General features: G+C 50.7%; 22 protein-coding genes and 1 riboswitch. Of the genes, 12 read left to right on the top strand and 10 right to left on the bottom strand.

The window, feature by feature from the left end:
• The first annotated feature begins 36 nt into the window (after positions 1-36).
• The 3 genes from KD147_RS03920 (at position 37) to secF (ending at position 3,403) form a co-directional block, all read left to right on the top strand.
• Entirely contained in the window at positions 37-519 is a 483-nt protein-coding gene (locus KD147_RS03920) for a hypothetical protein (protein WP_212546968.1), read from the top strand.
• Between the two features lie 156 nt (positions 520-675).
• A complete protein-coding gene (gene secD / locus KD147_RS03915) occupies positions 676-2,514 on the top strand; it encodes a protein translocase subunit SecD (RefSeq protein WP_212546967.1) in 1,839 nt (612 codons plus the stop codon).
• Positions 2,504-3,403, top strand: coding sequence for a protein translocase subunit SecF (gene secF / locus KD147_RS03910; protein WP_212546966.1), 900 nt, complete (start codon positions 2,504-2,506; stop codon positions 3,401-3,403). Before secD ends, secF begins: the two co-directional genes overlap by 11 nt.
• A 46-nt stretch (positions 3,404-3,449) precedes the next feature.
• Here secF and KD147_RS03905 read toward each other — a convergent pair whose 3' ends face one another.
• The 3 genes from KD147_RS03905 to KD147_RS03895 all read right to left on the bottom strand — a co-directional run bounded on the left by KD147_RS03905 (position 3,450) and on the right by KD147_RS03895 (position 4,898).
• Complete coding sequence (locus KD147_RS03905; RefSeq protein WP_212546965.1) at positions 3,450-3,983, bottom strand: cytochrome b; 534 nt, start codon at positions 3,981-3,983, stop codon at positions 3,450-3,452.
• 134 nt (positions 3,984-4,117) lie between these two features.
• The gene (locus KD147_RS03900) at positions 4,118-4,474 is read right to left on the bottom strand and encodes a hypothetical protein (RefSeq protein WP_212546964.1); all 357 of its coding nucleotides are present in this window, start codon (positions 4,472-4,474) and stop codon (positions 4,118-4,120) included.
• A gap of 40 nt (positions 4,475-4,514) precedes the next feature.
• The gene (locus KD147_RS03895; protein WP_212546963.1) at positions 4,515-4,898 is read right to left on the bottom strand and encodes a VOC family protein; all 384 of its coding nucleotides are present in this window, start codon (positions 4,896-4,898) and stop codon (positions 4,515-4,517) included.
• 265 nt (positions 4,899-5,163) lie between these two features.
• On the opposite strand from KD147_RS03895, the gene KD147_RS03890 reads away from it, so the two are divergent.
• On the top strand, positions 5,164-5,517 hold the full coding sequence (locus KD147_RS03890; RefSeq protein WP_212546962.1) for a DUF1428 domain-containing protein: 354 nt from the start codon (positions 5,164-5,166) through the stop codon (positions 5,515-5,517).
• A 55-nt stretch (positions 5,518-5,572) separates the two neighbouring features.
• Here KD147_RS03890 and KD147_RS03885 read toward each other — a convergent pair whose 3' ends face one another.
• Genes KD147_RS03885 through KD147_RS03875 form a run of 3 tightly spaced genes read right to left on the bottom strand, consistent with a single transcriptional unit; the run spans position 5,573 to position 10,194 of the window.
• Complete coding sequence (locus KD147_RS03885; protein ID WP_212546961.1) at positions 5,573-8,362, bottom strand: Mks condensin complex protein MksF; 2,790 nt, start codon at positions 8,360-8,362, stop codon at positions 5,573-5,575.
• Positions 8,363-8,917, bottom strand: coding sequence for a condensin complex protein MksE (locus KD147_RS03880; RefSeq protein ID WP_105255551.1), 555 nt, complete (start codon positions 8,915-8,917; stop codon positions 8,363-8,365).
• Positions 8,914-10,194, bottom strand: coding sequence for an MksB family condensin complex protein (locus KD147_RS03875; protein WP_212546960.1), 1,281 nt, complete (start codon positions 10,192-10,194; stop codon positions 8,914-8,916). The genes KD147_RS03880 and KD147_RS03875 overlap by 4 nt, the downstream gene beginning before the upstream one ends.
• A gap of 328 nt (positions 10,195-10,522) precedes the next feature.
• Here KD147_RS03875 and nhaD point away from each other — a divergent pair, with 328 nt between their 5' ends.
• The 3 genes from nhaD (at position 10,523) to lysC (ending at position 14,654) form a co-directional block, all read left to right on the top strand.
• Positions 10,523-11,770 carry a sodium:proton antiporter NhaD gene (nhaD, locus tag KD147_RS03870; protein ID WP_212546959.1) on the top strand — a complete coding sequence of 416 codons (1,248 nt, stop codon included), beginning with the start codon at positions 10,523-10,525 and terminating at the stop codon, positions 11,768-11,770.
• Between the two features lie 197 nt (positions 11,771-11,967).
• Positions 11,968-12,957 carry a 2-dehydropantoate 2-reductase gene (locus tag KD147_RS03865; protein WP_105255548.1) on the top strand — a complete coding sequence of 330 codons (990 nt, stop codon included), beginning with the start codon at positions 11,968-11,970 and terminating at the stop codon, positions 12,955-12,957.
• A gap of 88 nt (positions 12,958-13,045) precedes the next feature.
• Positions 13,046-13,218, top strand: a riboswitch (Lysine riboswitch).
• 80 nt (positions 13,219-13,298) lie between these two features.
• On the top strand, positions 13,299-14,654 hold the full coding sequence (gene lysC / locus KD147_RS03860) for a lysine-sensitive aspartokinase 3 (RefSeq protein WP_212546958.1): 1,356 nt from the start codon (positions 13,299-13,301) through the stop codon (positions 14,652-14,654).
• Here lysC and KD147_RS03855 read toward each other — a convergent pair.
• Positions 14,620-15,324: a 4'-phosphopantetheinyl transferase family protein gene (locus KD147_RS03855; RefSeq protein WP_212546957.1), complete on the bottom strand. Its 705-nt coding sequence runs from the start codon at positions 15,322-15,324 to the stop codon at positions 14,620-14,622. The two genes, lysC and KD147_RS03855, sit on opposite strands and share 35 nt — an antisense overlap.
• Positions 15,325-15,416: 92 nt before the next feature.
• Here KD147_RS03855 and KD147_RS03850 point away from each other — a divergent pair, with 92 nt between their 5' ends.
• Entirely contained in the window at positions 15,417-16,739 is a 1,323-nt protein-coding gene (locus KD147_RS03850) for a sodium-dependent transporter (protein ID WP_105255545.1), read from the top strand.
• A 78-nt stretch (positions 16,740-16,817) separates the two neighbouring features.
• Here KD147_RS03850 and KD147_RS03845 read toward each other — a convergent pair whose 3' ends face one another.
• Together KD147_RS03845 and KD147_RS03840 are read right to left on the bottom strand one after the other, a co-directional pair.
• Complete coding sequence (locus tag KD147_RS03845) at positions 16,818-17,798, bottom strand: 2-hydroxyacid dehydrogenase (protein WP_212546956.1); 981 nt, start codon at positions 17,796-17,798, stop codon at positions 16,818-16,820.
• On the bottom strand, positions 17,764-18,276 hold the full coding sequence (locus KD147_RS03840; protein ID WP_212546955.1) for a glutathione peroxidase: 513 nt from the start codon (positions 18,274-18,276) through the stop codon (positions 17,764-17,766). Before KD147_RS03840 ends, KD147_RS03845 begins: the two co-directional genes overlap by 35 nt.
• A 95-nt stretch (positions 18,277-18,371) precedes the next feature.
• Here KD147_RS03840 and KD147_RS03835 point away from each other — a divergent pair, with 95 nt between their 5' ends.
• The gene (locus KD147_RS03835; protein ID WP_105255543.1) at positions 18,372-19,256 is read left to right on the top strand and encodes an NAD(P)-dependent oxidoreductase; all 885 of its coding nucleotides are present in this window, start codon (positions 18,372-18,374) and stop codon (positions 19,254-19,256) included.
• Between the two features lie 24 nt (positions 19,257-19,280).
• Here KD147_RS03835 and sbcB read toward each other — a convergent pair whose 3' ends face one another.
• Positions 19,281-20,726, bottom strand: a complete 1,446-nt coding sequence (sbcB, locus tag KD147_RS03830) for an exodeoxyribonuclease I (protein ID WP_212546954.1) — start codon at positions 20,724-20,726, stop codon at positions 19,281-19,283.
• Positions 20,727-20,871: 145 nt separating this feature from the next.
• On the opposite strand from sbcB, the gene KD147_RS03825 reads away from it, so the two are divergent.
• The 3 genes from KD147_RS03825 (at position 20,872) to KD147_RS03815 (ending at position 24,186) form a co-directional block, all read left to right on the top strand.
• Positions 20,872-21,285: a GFA family protein gene (locus KD147_RS03825; protein ID WP_212546953.1), complete on the top strand. Its 414-nt coding sequence runs from the start codon at positions 20,872-20,874 to the stop codon at positions 21,283-21,285.
• A gap of 116 nt (positions 21,286-21,401) precedes the next feature.
• Positions 21,402-21,962, top strand: a complete 561-nt coding sequence (locus KD147_RS03820) for a DUF922 domain-containing protein (RefSeq protein WP_212546952.1) — start codon at positions 21,402-21,404, stop codon at positions 21,960-21,962.
• A 154-nt stretch (positions 21,963-22,116) separates the two neighbouring features.
• Entirely contained in the window at positions 22,117-24,186 is a 2,070-nt protein-coding gene (locus tag KD147_RS03815; RefSeq protein WP_212546951.1) for a winged helix-turn-helix domain-containing protein, read from the top strand.
• Positions 24,187-24,362: the final 176 nt, after the last annotated feature.

Below are 24,362 nucleotides of genomic sequence, written 5' to 3'. Positions count from 1 at the left end.
TCGAAATAACAACTTAGCGGGGCAAGATGATGATTTGTGGGTGAGCTTATTGTGCGTGCGTTTTTGATAATCTGGGTGGCGGCGATCACATTCGTTTTGGCGAGTGCGCTCGATGCTGGGCAGTTTTCGCAGCAGAGTTCGCCGCCGGTGCCAACTGCGCTGTGTGCGACGCAGCAAGTGCAAAGTACTGCCCCCTGTCTCACCTTTACGCTTGATATGGATATGAATGCCAAGCAGCATCAAGCGCCCACCTCTCATCCGGTACAACTGCCCCAGCGGGCCATGGGCTCGCACCCAAGCTATTTTTTACATCCCGAGCAGCAACCCTTGTATCTGCTCGCCTACACCCTGGCGCAACAAGACGAGCCCAGCCGCCTTGATAAGGTAAGGGTGACGCCAAGGACCGACTTACCCTGGTATATGCATACGTGCCTGCCCAACAGTGGCCTGCTTGATAACTGCAAGGCCGCCAATCTCACCTATCGCAGCCGTCTGCTGTACGACTCTCTGCCTGGTTAGCGGCTCGTTTAACGACCCGTTTCACAACCCATTTAGCTGCTGGCTCAAGTATCCAGCAAAGGTTTAATTTCTTGTCCCCAGACCGGTTTTAGGCCGTATCTGCTGACAAGGATGGCAACTTTTTACGCTTGTTTTGGCAAGCGTAAGGTAGAGATTATGAATAATAAAAACGGTTCGTTATGGCGAGCCAAGCGTGGCATGGGCGTATTTACCACCCTTGTCCTCATTGTGATATTGGCACTGAGTGCCTTACCCAACTTATACCCCAATACCAAGGTGATTGCAGTCGAGAATCCCGAGGGAGCGCAGGCCTTGGTTCAGACCGAGCGTTTGCTCGATAGTCAAGGTTTCCCTGTACAAGGTGGCCACTTTGACCCCCAGGCACAGAGGCTATTGCTGACCCTGGAAAGACCGAATAACAGCGCCGCGGCGGCCGGGGTGTTGCGACAACAATTAATGGACGCCGACGTCAAGGTGCAAACACGAGCGACCACACCGAGCTGGATGCAAAGTCTAGGCTTAGCGCCGATGAAACTGGGTTTGGACTTAGGTGGCGGCGTGCTTTTTGTCTTGCAAGTCGATACCGACCAAGCGATGGCGCAGCGTATTGAATCCATTGCTGCGGATGCCAATACTCTTCGGCGCACCCATGGATTGCGAGGCGTGAGCATAGACACTGGGGATCATGCCCTGGTGCTGCGCTCCCCACTGCGTTCGGCGGCTCAGGGCGAGCAATTACAAGATCAGCTGCAGCAGCTGTATCCACAATTGCATGTTACGCGCGAGCAAAAGGGGGATTTTGTATATAACAGATTGCATTACCCTGCGGCCCAACAGCAGCTTTTCGCCCGGGAGGACATGGCTCAGGCCCTGGCCACTTTGCGCAAGCGCATTGAGGAACTGGGGATCACCGAGGCGGTGGTGCAGCGTCAGGGCGAGCAGGGCATTCGCATTGAGTTGCCCGGCGTCCAAGACCCAGGCGAGGCCAAACGTATCATAGGTGCTACCGCCCAGCTGTCGTTTCACGGCTTGCAGCAGCAAGGTGGCAAGCGGGTGTTAACCCAAGAGGGAGATCGAGTGGCCATCGATGCCAAGGCCATATTTACCGGCAATGATATTACCGGTGCGCAGGCCGGGCGCGATGAGTGGGGCCAACCCATGGTGCAGTTGCAGCTCTCATCCCAGGGCGGCGATAAAATTAATCGTTTCTCGCGCGCCCAGATCGGCGAGCCCATGGCCACCTTGTACAGCGAGTATGTGCAAGGCGCCGATGAAAATGTGCATAAACGTGAGGAGGTGATCTCAATTGCCACCATCAATGAAGCCTTGGGAACGCGTTTTAGCATTACCGGGCTGGGTTCCTGGCAGCGGGCGCAGGATCTTGCCCTGGTGCTGCGTGCAGGCTCCTTGGAAGCGCCGATACGCATCATCAAGGAACAAACCATGAGTCCGAGCCTGGGCGAGCAAAATATCAGTAATGGCCTTAATGCCTTATTGCTTGGCTTTGCGTTGACCCTGGGCTTTATGCTGTTTTGGTATCGCCGCCTAGGAGTGGTGGCGAACCTGGCGTTGATGGTTAATGTCGTCAGTTTACTTGGGCTGATGTCGCTGTTGCCCGGGGTGGTGTTAACGCTGCCGGGGATCGCCGGCTTGGTCCTAACCATAGGCATGGCGGTGGATACCAATGTCATCATCTTTGAGCGCATCAAGGAGGAGCTACGCCTAGGGCGCACTCGTTTGCAGGCACTGCAGCGAGGTTATCAACACGCCATGAGCAGTATTATCGATGCCAATCTCACCACCTTTATCAGCGCCTTGGTGCTGGTGGGGGTAGGTTATGGTCCGGTCAAAGGCTTTGCCATCACCCTGGCGCTGGGCATAGCCACCAGCGTTTTTAGCGGTGTATTGGTATCCAAATACCTTTCTTATTTGTTGTTTAACTGGGCGAAAGAGACGGCTAAGCACCCGACCAAGGAGTTCCATTATGGTGAGTAATTTTAAATCCGTACGCAAATTTGGCCTGTGGTTGAGTGTCGTGCTTATGGTAGTGAGCCTGTTGATCATCACTCTTAAGGGCGTACCCTTGGGGCAGGATTTTACCGGCGGTTATGTCAGTGAATTTGCTCTGCCTCAGTCGGTCGCCCAAGAGCCGTTACAGCAAGAGCTCGGCAACTATATTGATGGGCCATTTCGCTTAACCGAGCGTGGTCCGGGGAAATGGTCGGTATTTCAAACTCCCGAGGCGGGACGCGCCAGCGGCGATTGGCTGGCGAGCTGGTCGGTGCACAGCGGTGCAACCGTGCTTGATAACAGCTTCTTGGGTGCCGCCGCCGGCGATGAACTGATAGAGCAGGGAATGATGGCTTTGTTATTTGCTACCCTGGCGGTGATGCTCTACCTCCTTGGTCGTTTTGAATGGCGCTTAAGCGTGGCGGCAACCCTGGCGCTGGCCCATGATGTGATTATCACCCTGGCGCTGTTAGCCTTGTTTGAGGTGGAATTTACCTTAACCGTGCTGGCGGCTATTTTGGCGATCATCGGATACTCCCTCAATGACTCCATAGTCATAGGCGACAAGGTGCGCGAGATAGTGCGCGCTAAACCCGAGCAAAACGTATCCAAAAGCGTGAATGAGGCCATTTTTGCCTCCATGAGCCGCACCCTGATCACCTCGTTAACTACCTTAACCACTATTATCAGTATCTGGATGATGGCGGGGGCGCCGCTGCGTGGCTTTGCCATCACCTTGTTTGTTGGCGTCCTGGTGGGTACCTGGTCGTCGGTATTTATCAGTGCCACCTTGCCGCAAAGCCTGGGGTTAAGCAGTGATAATTATCTGAACAAGGACAGTGAAGAGGTCAAAAGGCAATTGGCTGAGCCTTAAGCGGGTATAAAAAAGGGGAGCCTAGGCTCCCCATTTTATTTTCGAGTTAGTCGCTGCCACGCCCCAGCATACGACTTAAGGTTCTATCTTTATCGATAAAATGGTGTTTGATGGCCGCGGCGATATGCACCAACAGGGTCACAAGCAACAACCAGGCCGCCGGGCCATGAATATCGTGCCCAAGGCTTCCCATCCATTCGATTTTTTCACTCTTTGGATAGAGCTCGAAGCCAAATAAGGCCGCACCATGGCCACCGCCGATACTCATCATTAATCCGGAGATGGGCATTAACAAGGTGCCTATCAGCAACACCATATGCACGCTCTTAGCGGTTAACTCCTGGACTTTGCTAAGCTCGGCAACATGGGTAATTTCACCCTCTTTAAGGCGCCAGAGCAAGCGCGCAAAGGCAAAACAGAGGACGGTAATGCCAAAGGATTTATGCAGTGCCAGCATCTCTAGCTTTTCATCCCCCTTGGGCAGCTCCTCAACATACAAGCCAAATGCCAATACGCCGATAAACAACAAGCCGGTAAGCCAATGCAATACTATGGTGGGGGTCGAGAGTTTATTATCCATATTTAATTCTCAGGTTGAGCGAAACTAAAATCCAGTATGGGTGAGATTTGTGTCAATTTCGACAGCATTTAGCGTAAATGTGTGTGAATTTTACGCAAAGAGGATCTGGATCATATTTTCCTAGGCGTTGAGTTTCAATTGACGCCGATGGGCCCAAACAAGCGAATGGCCAGCATAAAGGTAATGGCCATAAATAGGGTGGAGATCATAGATACCACAATGGGGATGGCGATAACTTGCCATAGCTTTAGGATCAGTACTTTTCTTAATACAAAGGCAAAGAGGATCACCGAAGCGATAAGGGTTGTGGGCTCGACAAAATTTAGCAGGTTGCTCACCCAGCCGCAGGCGAGTTGAATGGCTAAAAAACTGATCGTCAGTGCAATGGCCCTTTTATTGACTTCGTCTTTCACCCGTAGATAAGCCAGGACAAAACGAAAGCCAATAAAGGTGCAAATAAAAAAGGTGAGTAAAAAAAGTGGCTGTAGCACTGAAGGGAAAGCCCCGATCGCTTAGTTAAGTTGCTTAAGACTAAGGATAGACAACAAAAGCGAGTTTATTACCATCGCTATCGCGCACATAGGCGGCATAAAAGCCCTCGCCATATTGGGGTCGATAACCCGGCTCACCAACATCTCTGCCGCCATTTTCCAAGGCCATCTTGTGCAGGGCCACAACCTGCTCCGGTGATTGCAGCCTAAATGCCGTCATGGTGCCATTGCCGACGCTGGCGGCACCACCATCGAATGGGTAGCCGATAAAAAAGCGTGGCACCGACTCATCATCGACAATGCCAAAAGAGGCGCAGGTATCGCCTTGCCAACATATTTCCATGCCCATTTGCGCAAATAATGGCTTGTAGAAATCTATCGCCCTAGGTAAATCGCTTACTCCTATCATGGTATAGGCAATCATTTAATTCTCCTTCGTGGCTTAGTGCACAATCGTAGAGTGAGTATATGCAAGGGGTTGAATTCGTTGTAGAGAATTATCAGTTTTACGGTCGGGGAGGAAACTTTTCCGGCGTTTTGCCGAGCATCATACATACTATGAAGGGAGAAATTTATGCGTCCGCTTGGAGATGTCGCTTGAAAAGGCCGCTAGAAACAGTCGGCTTTGTCCGCTATAGGTTAATCCTAATAAAAATGTAAAGGTGCGAGCTGCACCAAGGAGAATAAACATGAGTTATGTAGATGGTTTTGTCTGTGCTGTGCCTACGGAAAAACGCGAAGAGTATCGTGAACATGCGGCAAAGGCTGCGGTGTTTTTTAAAAAGTATGGTGCCGATCGTGTGGTGGAAAATTGGGGCAGTGATGTACCCGATGGCAAACTGACGTCTTTCCCCATGGCGGTGCAATGCAAAGACGATGAAACCGTGGTGTTTTCCTGGATCCACTGGCCGTCAAAAGAAGTGCGTGATCAGGGCTGGGCGGAGTTTATGCAGGACCCCAGCTGCCAGGAGCAGCTTAACCCCATGCCGTTTGATGGTAAGCGGATGATTTACGGTGGTTTTGAGATCTTACTTGATGAGTAATGGGATGTTATCCAGCTAATAAAAAGGGGCAGTGCCCCTTTTTATTTTGGTGAAATCAAGAAACCAGCTCTTCGTTTTCCACCCGGATCCAGTCTTTTTCATCCACCCAGTTTTGCTTGCCGTCGCCCAGGGTACGTATGGGCACGATATAGTCGCAGCTGATCTGTGGTTTAACCGAGGCAAAGATGGGCACAAAACCGAAGCTTAACGCGGTTTCGATAATGGCCTGTTGGTTTTGCGGGTCGATATCGGCCGCCTCATCAATATACAAGGGGACGCGGTACTGGCTTTTCTCTTTATCCGAAAGCAGATGGCGAATAAACAACATGCCACACAACAGCTTGATGGTAATACGGGTACCGTTTGAACCGGCCGAGTCGATTTTGTCGAAATACTCGGTGTCGCCGGCGCGGTTAACCACCTCAAAGCGGATATCGAAGAGATCGCTCAGCGTCAGTCCCGCCTTGTCGGAGGCCAGCTTGATCAATTGATCTTTGGCCTCGTCCACCTCACTTTCGTGTACATGCTGCTCCGCCAATAAATCCAGGCTGTCCCCCTGCTCATAGAGATCTGAGGTAGCAAGTATGGTATCTATGCTTTGCACCAGCATTTTTCTTGGCACCACTTCAATCTTAAACCCTTTGAGGTTTGAGATCTGGTGCTCGCTGATCCCCTGATTAAACAGGCGCATTTCCGATGTTAAGCGGTTTAAGTCCTGGCGCAGCCCCTTAATGGTGGCGGCCACATCGGTCAGCGCCACCCGGGCCTGACGGTTAACCGCTTCGCGCTCGTTATCCAGGTTGTGATAAGCGCTGATCAGCTTTTGATATTTGCTTAGCTCATCGCTTTCGTTATCAAACTTGGTGATCCCGGCATTGTAGATATGCAAATAGGTGTTGCGCACATTGATATCGAAGTTGCGTAGCTCCTGACAATCCTTGTTAAAGCCGTGAATGGTGTCGGCCAGGGCGTCGAGATCAAAGGTGATATCGATAAGGTAAGGGGTCACCTTGCCGCTGATAAAGTCCAGGGTGTGATCCAAACGTTCGCTCTTAACCTGCTGCAAACGGGCTTTTTGGCGCTCCAGTGCCTCTTTTTTGGAGTTAATAATGGCGCGGCGATCGGCAATGCCCGCGGCATTTTGCTGCACTTCACTCAGATGAGCATCCACTTCTTCCTGCTCGCCATTAAGGCTTTCCTGCAAGGCCTGTTGGGCATCACAGGAGCGTTGCATAACCTGGTATTGCTCAAAGCGTTTTAACGCCGCTTCCTGGGCCATTAGTTGCTCATACAGGGCATCGCGCTCGGCCTGTTTACCGGCGACATCGGCGGCGACCTCGCGCTGCGCCTTAAGATCGTCCAACGAACGTTCAAGGGAAGCCAGCTGCTCGCTTAGTTGGGCTTTATCGGCGCCACTTTGCATCTGCACCACAGGCAGCTTCTTCAGGGAGATGGTCGCGCCAGGCACAACCAGCTCACCGCCGCGCACGGCCTGGCTCAGCTCGGTTAGAAATGCACCGAAGGCATCCTCATCGTCAATATTGATCTCACCGCCATTGCTGGTGGCAAAAGAGAGCAGATCCGGGTTAAGGATGCGCGAAATTTCTTCCACTTCTTTGAGCGACAAGTCCTCGCGCATGCGGGTAAAGAGGTTGTACTCCAGGTTCTTCAGCTGAAGTTTCAGGCTCTTGATCTGCTTTTGCGTTTCCTTGATGCGAAAATCCAGAGTATGCAGGCTCTGGCCCTCGGCGCTTTTAAGCGAGTGCGACAGGGCTTCATACTCTTGTTTCAGTGCTTTTAGGTCACTTTGCAAGGTGGCGCTGTTGGTCAGTTCAAACTCGCCATGCAGGGCATCGAAATCGTTAAACCAGGCCGCCAGCTCGGTGAGCTTGCGCTCGATATCCCGAGACTGTTGCACGTAGAGGCGCTGCTTTTGCTCGAACTCTTCCTTCTCCTGCGTGATTTCTTCAAGCTGCTCAGCCAAGGTGGCGTGTTGGTCCTCATAAAAGGTATCGAATTCTGCTAGGGCGAGATCGATTTTTGGCGCATAGGCGCCAAGCTTGCCCTTGAGTGCACTTTGGTGTTCCAACATACTTTCCAGTGCGGCAATGGGCTCTTGCATGGTTTCCAGGGCATTGAGCTCACGACGGGCGCGATTAACCTTGTCGAATGCCCGCTGCCAAACCTCGTAAAAATCGACATGAGCGTTGGACATATGGCGCTCAAAGACACGCATCATAAAGCGTTTCACATCGCTGGCGCCAAGCTTATGCAGGTTGAGCATGCGACGGAAGATTTCTTTATAGGTGGCGGCATCGCTGACATTGTTGAGCGGGATCATGCGCAGGTTGATGTCGCCGTCAAAGGGCGTGGCACCGCCTATTAATAGGGAATTGAGCTCCTGCGCCTTAAGTTCGATGGGGTTAAAACCCTTGTCCTTGAGGTGATTGAACAAGCGGGTGTATTTGACGATGCGCTTGTTGTCGGTAAAGTCATCGAGGTTCAGCGTGCCGTTATAACAAAAGAACTGATGGGCAAAGCCGGCTATTTTGCCAAGGCCCGCTACACCTATGACCACCTTGCCATGGGGCAGGTCGGCCTCAAGCAAGATATAGGACTGGTCGGAATTAAAATAGAATTTGCGGGTTTCTTCTAAGTCATGGCCATCCCATTCGGTCAGGCGTAAGTCATTGATAAGCGGAAACTGCAGGGCGTTGATCACCGAGCTTTTACCCGTGTTATTTGGTGCGCAAATAGAACTGCTCTTATCCAGCGGGATCACGCATTTGGCATAGCCCGCGGTGTTTAACAGGGCAAGTTTACTCAGACCATGTAATTGCTGCATTTATAGCTCCTCGGCGCTTTCAAGCGCGTCTTCATTTACTTCTAACAGGGCATCGAGATAGCGGTGAATGGGGGCGAGTAAACGAAACACGCTTTCCTTGTCTTTGGCCTTGGCCATACCCAGGCGTACCATGCGCATTAGCACATCCTTGCGTAAGTCGGTGCCGGAGAAGATCTCCAACTGGTCATAGAGTACCTTGTTGTGCAACACCAACTCCTGACACAGCTCTAGGTCGACGTCTTTGTCGAACAGCGCGCGCATAGGATCCTGCCCCTGGTTGGCGTAGTGCTCAATCAGGGTATAGATAAACAGCGCAATGGCTCGGGAGATTTTTCCCATGTTGGCGGTGCCTTCATCGGTGGCAAAATGGAAAAAACCACGGGCATCGTGCACCAGGGTGTGACCTAGGGCACTAAAGAGGGCGGCGTATTGCGCTTGTTGCTGGTCGAGCTCCTGCCAGGCAAGGTTGTCCTGCTCGCTGATATGATAGCCGCTGACCAGTTTCTTATTGATGTAGTGCAGCTGCGTAAGCTGGGTTAAGTCTATGGTGGTCATAATTCTTCGCTACTCTTTGTTGTTGTCGCATCACTGGCATCGATAAAGGGATACAAGGCAAAGCGCTTGCCGGCGATGGTTTTAGTTTCAAGCTGTTCGCTTTGACTCAGGGTCAGCGATGGGTCGTTAATCAGTTTTTGATACAGGTATAACAGCTCGTCGGACTCCAGCTCAGGATAATGGGTATCGAGCACATCGATAAGCTGCTGCTTACGGGCTTTGCTGTTGCCCTTGGCGGGTTTAAACAGGGCGCGAACATCTCTGAAGCTGGGAATATTTGGGGCGCGATAGGGCTCGGCGGCACTGGCGTCGGGCATTTCAAAGTCATGCTCCTCATACTCGCTTAAGCCGGCCATATACGCCACCAGTTGTGCATTGCTGCCGAGTTGGTGATGCATGGGCTCGCTGGCAAAAAATGGCTGATGAGCGCTCATCACATTATCCAAACCGCGTTTACGAATAAGCCCCAGTACCTTAGCGGCCTGGCGGGTGACTAGGGTGTTTTGTCTTAACTCTTCACGCAGTGGCATCAGCATGTCGGCACTTTGGCGCAGGCTTTCGCGGCCTATGTGGTGCATATCCAGAATACGGGTGCGCAGTTGCTCCAACATGCGAATGGTGTTGGTGTCGCGGCCACTTTGTTTTAGGTGTAACAGGTGTTCGGTGAGGCCTAACTCAATGGCGTCGAAGCAAATTTGAAAGGCACCGCTGATATCGAGCATTTCCAGCATGGGCTCTATGTATTCGTCAAAGGCCTCGATCACCGCCTTATAACGTTTACTCAGGGACATGCTCGAGCCGTTGGCCTTGGCCTGCTCGACCAGGTTATAAATGGCGTTTTCATTGTGCTTATAGAGTTTGACGATTTTACGTACCCGTTCATCCATAATACGGGTGTAGCGGCTGATATCCGCGTAATCATCGTCGCTCACGGCCTTGGAGAGTTTGGTGCTCAAGCGCTCCAAGTCTTCCACCAAGACATGAATTTCAGCGGCCACGCCAAGGCTTTCATCTTGCAATAAATAGGCGGCAAAATCGCTGACCGCACGGTTGATCTCCAATTGCGATGATTTTGCTAAGGGAACAAGAATGTCTTGGCTGAGCAGGCGGTTCGTTTCTTTGTAAATTTGGGCGCCGGAATAATGGGGAAAGTGCTGTTTTATGATGCTTTGCACTTCCTTGATGCTAAAGTCACCCATTTTGAAACGTTTCATCAGGGTCTCAAGCACCGGCCATAGCTCCGTCAGCGTGTTGAGCACGCGTTTCGCTATTATCATTATGTTTTATCTTTGTGCTTGGCAATAGGCAGGGATTATAACCAAAGGTACAAAAGGGGAAAATAGCTTTTCGTTGTTACTTTACGTTTACGGCAAGCGTTGTTTTAGGTTGACAAAAATTATGTAAAGAAATTGTCATTTACCACGAATTGGTAATAGCTCCTTTGCCATATGAATGTTAGAATTCGCGCCGCTTACAGACTGTAACCGTCTGTTAATAATTCATGGTATCGCTAAGTTTGTTATTTGTACATCAGGGTATTTTTGTACCACCAATAAACTTAGCCGTACTTTTTTAAATCGCTTGTCGCAAGGAATAATACCCAAAATGGTCAGTGCGCTCATCTTGACGCTCATTGCCGTGGCGTTTGTGCTTATTGTTGTGGAAGACGTCATCCATGTAAATAAGGCTAAAACCACGCTGTTTTTCGGCACTTTGTGCTGGATTATCCTCTTCATCTCGCCCCTTCACGGTCATTCCCTTGACCATATTAAGCATGAACTCAATGAGAACATTTTAGAAATAGCGACCTTGTGGCTGTTTTTAATGGCGGCCATGACCTTTGTAGCCTATCTCAACTCCAAAGGGTTTATTCAAAATTTGGTGCAACGGGTACTGCCAAGTAAGATTAGCGAGCGTAAGCTGATGTTCCTTATCGCTGGTTTTGCGTTTTTATTCTCATCGATTTCCGACAATATTACCGCGACTCTAGTTTCGTTGGCGGTGGTGATGTCGTTGAAACTCGATGGCCGCAAGCTGGTAAAATACGCGACCTTGATTATCTTTGCGGTTAACTCCGGCGGCGTGTCGCTGATCACAGGTGACGTAACCACCTTGATGATCTTCCTGGCCGATAAGGTGACCATAGGCAATCTGTTGTTATTGATTGCTCCTGCGGCCTTTAGTGTACTGGTGCTGGCGACCTTGTTATCGATGAAGATGCGCGGCACGGTGACCTTTTCTCTGGGCGAGCGCAAACCCATAGAAAAAACCGACATCACTATAGCGGCAATTTTCCTTTCGACAATCGTCGGCACCCTGACCATGAGTGTGATGTTTCAAATTACGCCCTTGTTGACGTTTTTATTCGGCTTATCCCTGATGTTCCTAACGGCGCAATTCTTGATGCGCAAAAAGGATGTAAACAAACAGATCATCGACTATATCCGTGAGATTGAGTACGACACCTTGTTGTTCTTCGTGGGTGTGTTGTTACTGGTTGGTGCCCTAAAAGAAGTGGGCGTGCTGGCCCAGTTTACTCATCTGTATGAGGTGTTAGCGCCAAGTCAGGCCAACTACCTGATGGGCCTACTGTCGGCAGCGGTCGATAACGTACCTTTAACTGCGGCCCTGCTTAAAGCCGATATTCATATGGATACCCAGAACTGGCTGGCATTTACCTATGCTACCGGGGTAGGCGGCTCCATGCTGGTGATTGGCTCGGCGGCGGGTATTATCGCTATGAGCAAGGTGCGCGATCTGACCTTCGGCAGCTACCTGCGTAACAGCTTCTATCTGTTGATAGCCTACTCGGTGGGTTATGTGGGCGCTTTTTACATGGGTTCATTCGTGTAACGGCGACGGCATCTGCGTTTTCTATAAAGGCCATCTGGGCTTAAACCCAGGTGGTCTTTTTGTTTAAGGCGCACTTCTAAGCGCATCCACATACCGCTTGGTACAATTAAAAGCCTTTCAACCATTGCCGCGTACTTAAACTTACAGCACTATGAACATATCAGGTAACTTATTGACCAGATTAATAAAGGAGGCTTATGCGTATTGCGGTTTTTGGTGCCGGCTCGACGGGCTGTTATTTAGGGGCGCTCCTGAGCGCGGCGGGGCTCAAGGTGTCCCTGATATGCCGGGCACGAATTAAAGACGCCATTGTTAACAACGGCGGCATTCATATCAGCGACTACCAGGGGCTGGATAAAACCCTGATGCCCGAAGAGCTGCTTACCGAACCTCAAGGGCAGCGCTTTGATATTGTCTTTGTCACCCTAAAATGTCATCAATTACCAGCCGCGCTGCCACAGTTGTTGGCCATCACCGATGAGGACTCCGAGCTGGTGTTTATGCAAAATGGCCTTGGCAGTTTTGAGGCCATCAAGAACCAGTTCGGGGCGCGCAGCTGTGTGTTTGGTATTACTCCATTCAATGTGCTGCAGCAGGGCGCGCACTTTCATAAGGGCACCGAGGGTGAATTTGTATTTGCCAAAACCGCCCGCACAGAGCAAATAGCCAAGGCCCTGCGAGAACATGGGGTTAACTGTGAATTAGAGGCTCAGATGGAGTCGGTGATCTACGGCAAGCTGTTATTAAATCTCAATAATGCTCTTAATGCCGTGGCCGATATGCCCATTAAGCAAGAGCTGGAAAATAAAGCATTAAGACACGTGTTGGCGGCGGCCATGCGCGAATGGCTTGGGGTCTGTAAGGCCATGAACATCGAGCTGGCGCAGTTTACCAAGGTCAAGCCGGCTTGGGTGCCGGTGATTTTGAGCTTACCTAACTGGCTATTTAAGCGTGTTGCATCGGCCATGTTGGACATTGATCCCAAGGCGCGCTCGTCTATGTGGGAAGATATTCAGGCGGGACGCAAAACGGAAATCGCCTATCTCAACGGCGCCGTGGTCGCACTTGGTCAGCGGCACGCGGTAGCCACTCCCGTAAACTCGGCCATTGTTGCCTGTATTGAAAAGTTAGAGCGGGGCGGTGTTGTTAAGCTTGCCGATTTGCTGCTGGCCGCCAAGCAAAAATAAAGTGCCCATGCTCGACCTAAGGGTGATTGACATCCAGCCATCCAAACGTTAAATTGCTTGCCTAGGTTTGCGGTTCACACCGTAAACCCTTAGCAGAAGAGGTGCGATAGCTAGGTAGTAAACGTGAGGCAGACGTAGGCCCATGACCGTTTATGAGGGAGACTATCGCCGAGGAAGTACATTGCTCGTCACAATGACTTTCGGTTCTTGAGGCTGAATCCTCGGAACTGTCACCTGTTTGGGTGGAGGGCTTCTGGCAATGGACATACCTTTCTTTTTAGTCTTGCCAAGTTCTCCTGATTGTATTTGAAAAATAACCTATTTTTCATCTCGGAGAGAAAATGAATCAGGAATTTACCGTCGCCAAATTCGGCGGCACCTCAGTGGCCGATCATGCAGCAATGAACCGTTGCGCCGATATTATTGCCAGCGACCCGCAAGTACGCATTGTCGTTGTCAGTGCCAGCGCCGGGGTCACTAATCATCTGGTCGCCTTGTGTCAAACCGGGCTTAGCATTGAGGAGCGCCAGGCACATATCGATGGTGTTATCGCTATCCAACTGAATATCATTGAATGTCTGAGCCTGGACGCGGATTTAGCCCATGGCTTCGATAGCACCCTTAATGATTTTAAACACGCCGCCCAGCACCCGGCACAAACCAATGCGCACCGAGATGAATTGCTTAGCTTTGGCGAGCGTTTATCTTCGTATCTATTTACCCAGGTGCTGCGCGATAAAGGCGTAGCCTCAAGTCGCTTCGACGTGCGTTCGGTACTAAAAACCGACGGCCAGTTTGGTAAGGCGCAGCCGGATATAACCCAAACCAAGGCGCGAGCTCAGGCCGAGCTAGTACCACTTTTAAGCGAGCAGGTGGTGGTGACTCAGGGCTTTATCGGCTCTGATGAATACGGCGATACCACTACCCTAGGTCGCGGTGGCTCGGACTACAGTGCCGCCTTGTTGGCAGAGGCTTGTGGTGCCAACAACATCCATATTTGGACCGATGTGATTGGCATTTACAGCACGGACCCGCGTCTGTGTAACAAGGCTAAGCCCATTGCCCATCTGACCTTTGACGAGGCTGCGGAAATGGCTACATTTGGCGCCAAGGTATTACACCCGGCGACCATTCTACCCGCAGCGCGCAGCGGCATTGGTGTATTCGTTGGCTCCAGCCAAGACCCTCAAGGGGGGGGCACTTGGATTGAAAAAGTGCCCAGCAGTGAATTGATCGCTGGCGTACGCGCGGTGACCCAGCGTAAAAATCAGCTGTTGCTGACGCTCAAGAGCCCTGAAATGCTGCTCGCCAGCGGTTTCTTGGCCCGAGTGTTTACCATTCTTAGCGAGTATCAAATCTCCGTAGATTTGGTCACCACGTCGGAGATAAGCGTAGCCGTGACCCTGGATAACGCGCCTAATGCCAGCCGCCCTGAGCTTGATCAGGAAGCCCTGGAGCGTTTAGGTGAATTTTGTCATGTGAGCGTGGAAACCAATCTTGCCTTGGTAGCACTGATCGGCTCCGAGATTCAGTTACGCCAAAGCGAACTGAACCTGATGCGGGTGCTCAGTGATTTTGATATTCGCCTGATTTGTCATGGGGCGTCAAAGCACAACCTGTGCTTCTTGGTGGAGCAATCACAATCGGATACCGTGGTGCAGGCTATTCACCAGCAGTTGTTAGAGCAAGGTCGATAAGTTCGACCTCGGTCTTGGCGGTGATCAAACTGAGATCGAAATGCCGCCAGGGCTGGCAATAAACCTGGGCCGGGAAGCGGTCAAGCAAGGGCAGTATGGGCTGGCTTAACAGCGTGCTGATACTTTGCTTGGCGGCCTTGGCATAGGCCTCTTTTAACGTCCACACCCGAAAAAAAGTATCAACATCGTCGCCTATATCCCGGGCTTCCACCTCGGGGTAAAAATGCGCCGCCAGCTTTTCAAAGCGCCGGCTTGCATCTCGCTTTTCAATATCTACGCCCAATAAAGATTGCTGGTCCTGAGTCATGGCCACGGCAATATGGCCGTGCGAGTGACTGATCACTATGTTGATGTCCAACAACTGCCCGTCGATAAAAAGCTGCAGGGCTCTTTCCTGCTCGTTAAACACACTCTGCCAACGTGTAAGGGGGATGTGCGCGTATTGCGGAAATAGGTGCTGCGCCAGGGTCTTGATGCAATAGCGGCTACTTAGGTATTCGCGTTTGGCCTGGGGTTGTTTACGCCTGTTGAGCACCTTGAGTTCGCCTGGGTGCAGGTGGGCTTCATTGAGCTCAATGGCGGCACTAAGGCACAGTAAGACTTTTTCCGATATCGGCACAGATGGAGTGCTCTTTGGTAATGCGGGAAAGCGATAAGCTGCATTAAACATGGGATGAATGGTCCGATATGGTTGGCGGCGACTACTTTGTTAATGGTAAGTGTGGTTTAATAGCGGCAAAACAATAACAGATATCAATAAGAATGACGAATAATCGTGACGGCTTTCAAAGTCGCATAGGATTTGTGCTGGCAGCTGCCGGCGCTGCAGTGGGTTTAGGAAATATATGGGGGTTTCCAACTCAAGCTGCAAACCACGGAGGCGGAGCCTTCCTACTTGTTTACTTTATCGTAATTTTTGCCTTGGCACTGCCCGCGCTCTTTACCGAGTTATATCTGGGCTATGCGGCACAGGCCAACCCGGTTCAGGCGCTTAAACGTGCCTGGCAGAACAAGGCTCCCAAGCTTGGCGCTGGCGCCGGTTACCTGGGCCTGGGCGGTGCGGTGGTAATGCTGAGCTTCTATTCCATCGTGGCCGGCTGGATGCTGGCTCATGCGTTGGCGCCGATTGCGCAAATGCTCGATATGCCAGCGGCGGCCGAGTTCCTAAGCAATGATTCCTTGACTCGCAACCTGGTATTTACGCCCTTAATGTTGGTGTTGACCGCGAGCATTATTTTGCAAGGGGTGAAGTCGGGTATCGAAGCCTGGTCACGACGCCTAATGCCCTTGCTCTTAGTTCTGTTGGTGGCGCTGATCTTCTATATTGGCTCACTTGATGGGGCGGCAGAGGGCTTTGCCCATTATCTGAAGCCGGATTTTGACAAGGTGTGGGATGCGGATTTGATTATCGCCGCCATGGGACAGGCGTTTTTCTCCCTGTCGCTTGGGGTAGGCTGTATGATGATCTATGGCTCTTACCTTAAGCCGGGTGCTAACCTGGGGAAATTGACCTTAAGCGTTGCCGCACTCGACACCTCGGTGGCGTTTTTAGCCGGTTTACTGATCGTGCCGGCCATTTTTGTGGCCAGCCATAACGGCGTCGAAGTGTTTGCCAATGGCAAGCTGATCGGCGAGGGCCAGCTCATCTTTGCGGTCTTGCCGCAACTGTTTGAAGCCATGGGCACCATGGGTCTGGTGATCGCGTTAGCGTTTTTCGTGCTGATGTCTATCGCCTCCGTGACCTCGACCATTTCTTCGACCGAGATCCCGGTGGCCTTTTTGGTGGAAAACCATCAAATGGACCGTAAGCGTGCGACTGCCTTGGTGACCTTAGTGGTGGCCATCGCCTCAGGCACCATCATTATGAACTTTGACTGGCTGTTTGGCTTGGTGATCCAGGTCTTTACCCAGTACCAGTTGCCGCTGATGGGCTTGTTCTACTTCCTTACCCTGGGCTGGGTGTGGAATCGTGGCAATAAACTGGCCGAGTCGAACCACCCGGGCATTAAAGCGCTGTTGTGGTATATCCGTTTGGTGTGCCCAATTTTGATGACCGCCGTGTTTATCAATGTAGCGATGAAATAATCCTACAAAGCCAACTAGAACGAAAAAAGGGATATGCTGTCATACCCCTTTTTTTGTGCCTGCCGATAAGCTTAATGCTTACACATCCAGTACCTGGTTGGTGAGGGTATCGCCCTTGGTAAATTGGTGCAGATTAAGGTAAGTGGTCTGTACAATCTGTTCCAGCGCTTCTTGGGTAAAAAAGCCCTGGTGGCCGGTGATCAACACATTCTTAAAGGTGAGTAGGCGGGCAAACACATCGTCTTGGAGAATTTCTTCCGATCTATCTTTAAAGAATAACTCGGATTCCTGCTCATATACATCCAAGCCCAAATAGCCGAGCTGCCCGCTTTTAAGCGCCTCGATACAGGCCTTGGTATCGAGCAGGGCACCGCGACCGGTGTTAATGAGCATGACGCCGCGTTTCATCGTCGCCAGGGCTGGTTTGTTAATGATGTGATGGGTTTGCTCGTTAAGCGGGCAATGCAGGCTGATAATATCGCTGTTGGCGAGCAGTTCGCTTTGCTTCACCAGGGTAAAGGCACCTTTAGGGCTGGCGGGGTCGCACACCAGCACCTTGGTGCCAAAGCCGTTGAGTATTTTTACTAGCGCCTGGCCAATTTTACCGCAGCCGATCAGGCCCACGGTTTTATTGTGCAGGTTAAAGCCAAGCAGGCCGTTGAGGTCGAAATTATCCTCGCGCACCCGGTTGTAGGCCTTATGGGTTTTGCGCGCTAAGGTCAGCATCAAGGCAATACTGTGCTCGGCCACCGCCTCCGGGCTGTAGGCCGGCACTCTGGCCACGGCTATGTTATGTGCTTTGGCCGCCGCCAGGTCGACATTATTAAAGCCGGCGCAGCGCAGCAGAATCAGACCGATGCCAAGGTCGGCCAATTTGGCTATGACCTCGGCGTTGAGGTTGTCATTTACGAAAACACAAACGGCGTCAAAGCCTTTGCTAAGGGAGCAGGTGTGGACATTGAGGCCGACATCGAAATATTCGATATCTACGTCTGCGGGGCAGAGTTCATCAAATACCGTTTGTTCATACCTTTGCGAGCTGAATAGGGCTAATTTCATCAAGTTGACTCTCTATCACCGACCTTAGGGTGTCGGGTTTGGTGCGTGGTGCGTAACGATTTACCAGCTGTCCTTGAGAGTTTATGAGAAATTTAGTGAAATTCCATTTTATTGCCCGATTTTGGGCAATGCCTCGGGTATGCTCTTTGAGGTAATTAAACAGCGGATGGGCGTCCGGACCATTGACCATGACTTTGCTAAACAACGGAAAACTAACATTAAATGTGCTTTCACAAAAGTCTTTTATGGTGGCGTTATCGGCACTCTCATGGCGGCCAAACTGGTTACAGGGAAAGCCCAGAATAACCAGGCCCTGATGTTGATAGTCTTGATAAACGCGCTCCAGTGCGCCGTACTGGTGGGTGAAGTTACAGCTGCTGGCGGTGTTGACGATCAGCACCACACGTCCTTGTAATTGTTTAAATGAATAGGGTTGGCCGTCGATAAGTGTGGCGTTGAAATGGTAAATGCTATCCATTGAGTGCTCCCTTGCTAAAACCAGACGTTTTTAGCCTTTGCCTTTGATATACTGTGTGCGTTTTTTCGAGGCTAGCAGGCAAATAGGTCAGAAATATGTCAAAAAAATGTACCTTTATCGGTCTAGGGGTTATGGGCTATCCCATGGCGGGTCACCTACAACAAGCGGGATACGATGTATGCGTGTATAACCGCAGCGCAGAGAAAGCGCAAAAATGGGTTGAGCAATACGGCGGACGCAGTGCGGCAACACCCGCACAGGCGGCCAGCGGCGCCGAGTTTGTATTCGTGTGTGTGGGCAATGACGACGATGTGCGCAGCGTGATTTACGGCGACGACGGCGCCCTTGCAACCATGGCGCCGGGTAGCTATTTGGTCGATCACACCACCACCTCTGCACTATTGGCCCGTGAACTGGGTGAAGCGGCTAAAGAAAAGCAGGTGGCCTTTATCGATGCGCCAGTTTCCGGTGGCCAAGCGGGCGCCGAAAATGGTGTATTGACCGTAATGTGTGGTGGTGATGCCGATGCGTTTGCAGCGGTGCAGCCGGTAATGGCGCCATTTAGTCGTTTTAGCGAATTGCTCGGCCCCATCGGCAGTGGCCAGCTGTGTAAAATGGTCAATCAGATCTGTATCGCCGGTGTGGTTCAGGGTCTGGCGGAAGGTTTACATTTTGCCAAAAAAGCCGGGTTAGACGGTGAAAAGGTTGTGGAGACCATTTCTAAAGGCGCGGCCGGCTCGTGGCAGATGGAAAACCGCTATAAAACCATGTTGCAGGGCGAATACGAGTTCGGTTTTGCCGTTGACTGGATGCGCAAAGACTTGGGCATTGCCCTGGATGAGGCCCGCAACAATGGCGCGACCCTGGCGCTTACGGCCTTGGTTGACCAATACTATGGTGATGTGCAGGCCATCGGTGGCAATCGTTACGACACCTCCAGCCTGCTTGCGCGTCTAGAGAAGCTAAACCCTAGCGACTAAGGTGCAATTAACCCAAGGCTTTTTTTAAAGGCTTTGGGCGTAATGATACAGGGCCTTGAGTACCGCCATGTTGCGCTCATTGCCCTCGTTTTCATGTACCAGATTCTCTAGGCTGAGCATAAAGTCCTGAGCATTAATAGACGGGTTGTCCTCGCCGTGCATCAATTTGTTCTGGCAGTATTTACGCCACGAATCCAGCTCCGCCGGCGTGAGGCTCTCGGGCCAGTTACGGGCGCGATAACGAAACAGTATGGTGGTGAATTTCGGGTCTTCAAAATCCAGTTCCAGGCTCGCCAGTTCCACCGGTGAGCTGCTGCGGATCACATCGAACTTGGCCTTATCACCGTTGCTGATAAAACCACTGTAGAGCTGATAATCCACATTGGTGGTGGCGGCAAATTCACGGCTTTCATTAAAGACTTCGGCTACCTTTTCACGCAGCTCCGGATGCGCCTGTAAAAACTTCAAATGCGCCAGGCATTGCTCTCTGTCTATGCCCAGACGTTCGGCGTTTTCCGGCAACAGGGTTTTTGCCGGCGCGAGAATAGGGCACTTGTTTACGTGCACCAGTTTCAGGCCAATAGGTGCCTGACCCTCCGGCAGCTCGTCGTGGCGGGTATAAAGGTATTCGCGCAATTGCTCAACGGATAAATCGAGCAGGGGCTGAGGGTCTTGCGTCAGATTAAAGCAGACTACGGCGTTTTTGTTGCTCGGATGAAAGCTCATGGGCGCAATCCAGGTGGTGCAGCCCTGCGTTGCCGGAATGCGCGACGAGGTATGCACCAGGGGCGTCATATTGTACACATCCACCAGCTGCAACTGCGCTTTTTTATGGCGCAGGCCGAAAAAGAAGTTGTATAGCTTGGGCTGGCGCTCTTTAACCAGCTTGGCCAGGGCAATGGTGGCCTTAACATCACTTAAGGCATCGTGGGCATCGGCGTGCTCTATGCCGTTGGCCTTGGTGAGCTCTTCCAAACGAAAGCTGACGCTGCCGTCTTCCTTACGCGGCCAGTTGATACCCTCAGGGCGTAGCGCATAGCAGGCACGCACCAGGTCGATAATGTCCCAGCGACTGTTACCGTTTTGCCACTCCCTTGCATAGGGGTCATAAAAGTTACGATACAGGGTGTAACGGCTGACTTCATCATCGAAACGAATGCTGTTATAGCCGGCCACACAGGTGTTGGGCTGGCTGAATTCTTCGTGGATCTTGGCGATAAACTCCGCCTCGCTGAGGCCGTGGCGCAGCGCATGTTGCGGGGTAATGCCGGTAACTAAACAGGCCTCGGGATGAGGCAAATAATCCGGCGCCGGACGACAGTATTCAATCAGCGGCTCACCGATAATATTCAGATCGAGATCGGTACGAATACCGGCAAACTGGCTCGGCCTGTCTTTTTGCGGGTTGGCCCCCCAAGTCTCATAGTCGTGCCAGTAGATTGTGCTCTGCTCGTCGCCGTTATGCGCCATTGTCGATCCTTTCGCCTAACTTGTCGTGTAACCGCGTAACCGCATGTTACTTATCATTTCTGCCATTATTACATAGCCTCTCACACTCACAAAGCTTGGGCTACACTTTGCTAGGACGTGAATAATAATTAGTCAGGAGATACTTATGGAACTACACGGAAGCTGCCTATGTGGTGGCGCCAGCTACAGTGTCAGCGGTGAGGTGAGCGGTTTTTATCTTTGCCATTGTCACCGCTGCCAAAAAAGTACGGGCTCTGCTCATGGTGCCATTGTATTTATGGACGCAGCCCAGCTCGACTGGTTGCGCGGTGAGCATCTATTAAGCCGCTATCGCGTTGACGACAGCCGTCATGAAAAGTGTTTTTGCAGCGTTTGTGGCTCCTCCTTGCCTTTGTTAGTGGAGGAGAAGGGGTTGGTGATGGTGCCCGCCGGTAGTGTCGATAATGGTGAGCTGCCCCAGCCTAATGCCCATATTTTCACTTCGCGCCAACAGGGGTGGCAGCAATACATTGCCTTGTTACCGGGTTATGAGGAATATCCGCCCAAAGAGAGCAACTAACTGAATACTGTCATTATTCTGTTATGAAGCCATGATATAAGCTTCCGTAATTATTTAGCATAAAGAATGGTGTTGCGGTCGTATGCAGTGGCCGTAACCGTGACCTAGGAAGTAGTGTGCGTCTTATTCTTGTAGTTATGTTTTTATCTCTGCCAGCCTACGGCAAACTCGATGTTAGGCAGAGTACGCAGAATTATCCTGTGTATGCGGATGTGCTGAGTGAATTGCTGGTTGCGGTTGATTCTGCCTCTCCGGTGAAACGCGGTGCTCGGGTTGAGCATGGCCATACTCACCATCAGATCGGCTGGGAGTTTTGGTTTAATAGTCGGGCCCGTCAGTGTCAGGTGAATAAACTCACCACCACGGTGGAAATCGAGTATACCTTGCCCAAACTCGACAGCTACAGCGAGGCAGTGAAGCAACTCTGGTCTCGTTGGTATCCACATCTGGCCGAGTATCAGCGTAAACAGGGCATGATGATCATTGCCGCCGCCGAGCGTCTTGATAAGCAATTAGAGGCCTTGCCTCAGGTCGGCAACTGCCGCATTTTGGAAAAGCAGGCACAGCGTATCAGCGAGCAGGCACAAAGTCAGCTCACTTTGGCCTTGGAGCAATTACAGCAGCAAACCGAATTTGGACGCTCGGAAAATGCCTGGCTGGTTGATCACTTGCAGTAACATTCTGTTATTAAGTGTGAAATAGTGTTTTAACCGGCTATTAAATAGTCAGTTGATAGGGCGTTTTAATTGGTCTTACTAGGAATTAAATTTATATCTCGTATAGAATGAAATTATTGTTAATGTAACGCCAAGTTGTAAATATCCCGCCATTATGAAATTGACCAGTACCTATGCACATTGTGATTTTCTTATAGCGGGCGTACGTTTTAAGGTAAGTCAGTCATTGTTGGAGCACAATGGCACAGAAGTGAAATTAACCGCTAAGGCGGCAGAGCTGCTGCTCTTGTTTCTTACATCGCCCGACAACGTTGTTGATTTCGATAGCGCCGTCACCCATGTTTGGGATGATAATGCGGAAGTCGGCAGAAAGGGCTTTACCAATGCGGTGTGGATGCTTCGCAAGGGCTTTAAGGATGTAGGCTATGAAGATGACGTTCTGGAGTCTATTCCTAAAGTCGGCTACCGACTCGTAGCAAAGATCACGACGCTCGAAAAGGAGTCAGAGCCGAGTGTGAAAAAGCCCCTTACTAAAAGGTTGCGGTTAATGGCAATGGGGGGGGTAATAGTTTTAGTGCTCTCATTTGCAGCGTCATATCTGTTGTTAAAATCTGACAGTTGGCATCAAAGCGCTGGTGTTAGTTACAATAAAACCACAAATTTTGAAGGGGTTGAAGAGCTACCAAGTGTCTCCCACAATGGCCAATACCTCGCTTTCACTTGGATTCGCGAAAACGAGTTCAGTCAAATTTACATCAAAAACCTGTTAAATGGGGATGCGCCGCTTAAACAGGTTTCCGGTAGTCGTTTTAAGGAAGTATCTGCCACCTGGTCACCTAATGATAATCATATTGCTTATGCCAGGGTGGCTGCTGATGGTAAATGTGAGGTGATCACAAAAGACCTGTTGCTCAATAACGAAGTTAAGGTAGCGTCAGGATGTTACTACATTCCTTATCGCCGTCTAATCGATTGGTCAATTAGCGCACCCAACCACTTGGTTTATGCTAAACAGCTTGACGATCGCGTTGCCTTGTTCAAAGTTGATTTAAAAAGTAACGCAGAAATACAATTAACCTTTCCAAATGCGGGTGAAATAGACTTCGCACCGCGGTCTTTCGATGACAAAGTGTATTTTGTTCGCGATACCCAAAGTAAATACATTACCGAGTTGAATGTACTGGATGGCGAAGGGAAGGTGGCCCGCATAGGTAAAGAAATGTTGGGTATCGTCGATTTTGACCTCGCTGAAGACATACAAATGTTGTTTGTTAACACCATGGTTGATAGTGATCATCGTCTGGTTTCACTGACGATGGATGGCGAACTAGTAAGAACTATTAGTAAGGGCCGCTTATCGAGTAATATCAACTATTCTCAGCAGCGAAATAGTGTCTTTGTAGTTGAGCACAATTCCAACGAATACATAGCCAACATAGATCTTGCATCGGGTCAGGTACGCGCTAAAGTGGTATCGAGTTCACGGGATCTTTATGGTGAATACATGCCTATCAAGCAGGCTTATGTATTCTTGTCTACTCGCGATAAATCATGGGGAGTATGGCAAAAAACGGCGACAGAGAGTATCAACCTTACTGCTGGTTTGGGAGAGGCAGCGCTTCCTCGTGTACACCAGCCAACGGGGAAGATACTTGTCCGTGTAAAACCACACACAGGTGCATCTAGGTTATTTGTTCTTCAGGACGGTGAAAAGCATGTACTTGATTTGGATGGTATTGAGCCGAACTTTTATTCGTGGTCTGACGATGGGGAAACGGTCTATTTCAGCGCCTCCGAAAAGCAAAAGTTAGGCATATTTGCCTACCATATGGAGAGCGGTCAGATAGAAAGGCTTACGCAGACCGGGGAAGTGTATGCATTGGAGCTTGATGATACACGCCTGGTGGTAACTAAGCAGAGCGCTAACGGGCTGTGGATATTCGATAAGCAAACCAAGCAATTTACCCTACTTTCTGAACAGTTAGATAAAGCCGACTTTGGTGCGTTTTATATACAAGACGGCGATGTCTACTTCGTAAAAAGAACCAAGCTCGCCGATCAAATAATGAAAATCACCTCAACCGATATACAGTTGGTGCGTGAATTTCCGGCCAATTCTATTCGCCGCTTCTTCGGTATCGCCAAAGGTGAGAGCGGCTCGGCAATATTGACCATGAAGCTTGCAAACGAAGCGGACATCTACCGGTATACCTTGTCAAAATAAGTCCCCATCTAGAGGTTGTCGTTGTTGTCACCGGCAATGTGGTGCAAAGCGTTTTAATATTGCTCCTCACCAGCTAAACCTGCCATTTTCACCAAGTTATATCTTCAGCCAAACGCATGCCTTGATTTAGCTGTGTACCTGAGCAAACCCGTGTCCTGAGTTTTTAATACGCCAAC

The organism is Pseudoalteromonas sp. BDTF-M6 (genome assembly GCF_018334135.1).
GTDB lineage: Bacteria > Pseudomonadota > Gammaproteobacteria > Enterobacterales > Alteromonadaceae > Pseudoalteromonas.
The sequence above is the reverse complement of the archived record's forward strand: the minus strand, read 5'-3'. Positions and strand labels throughout refer to the sequence as shown.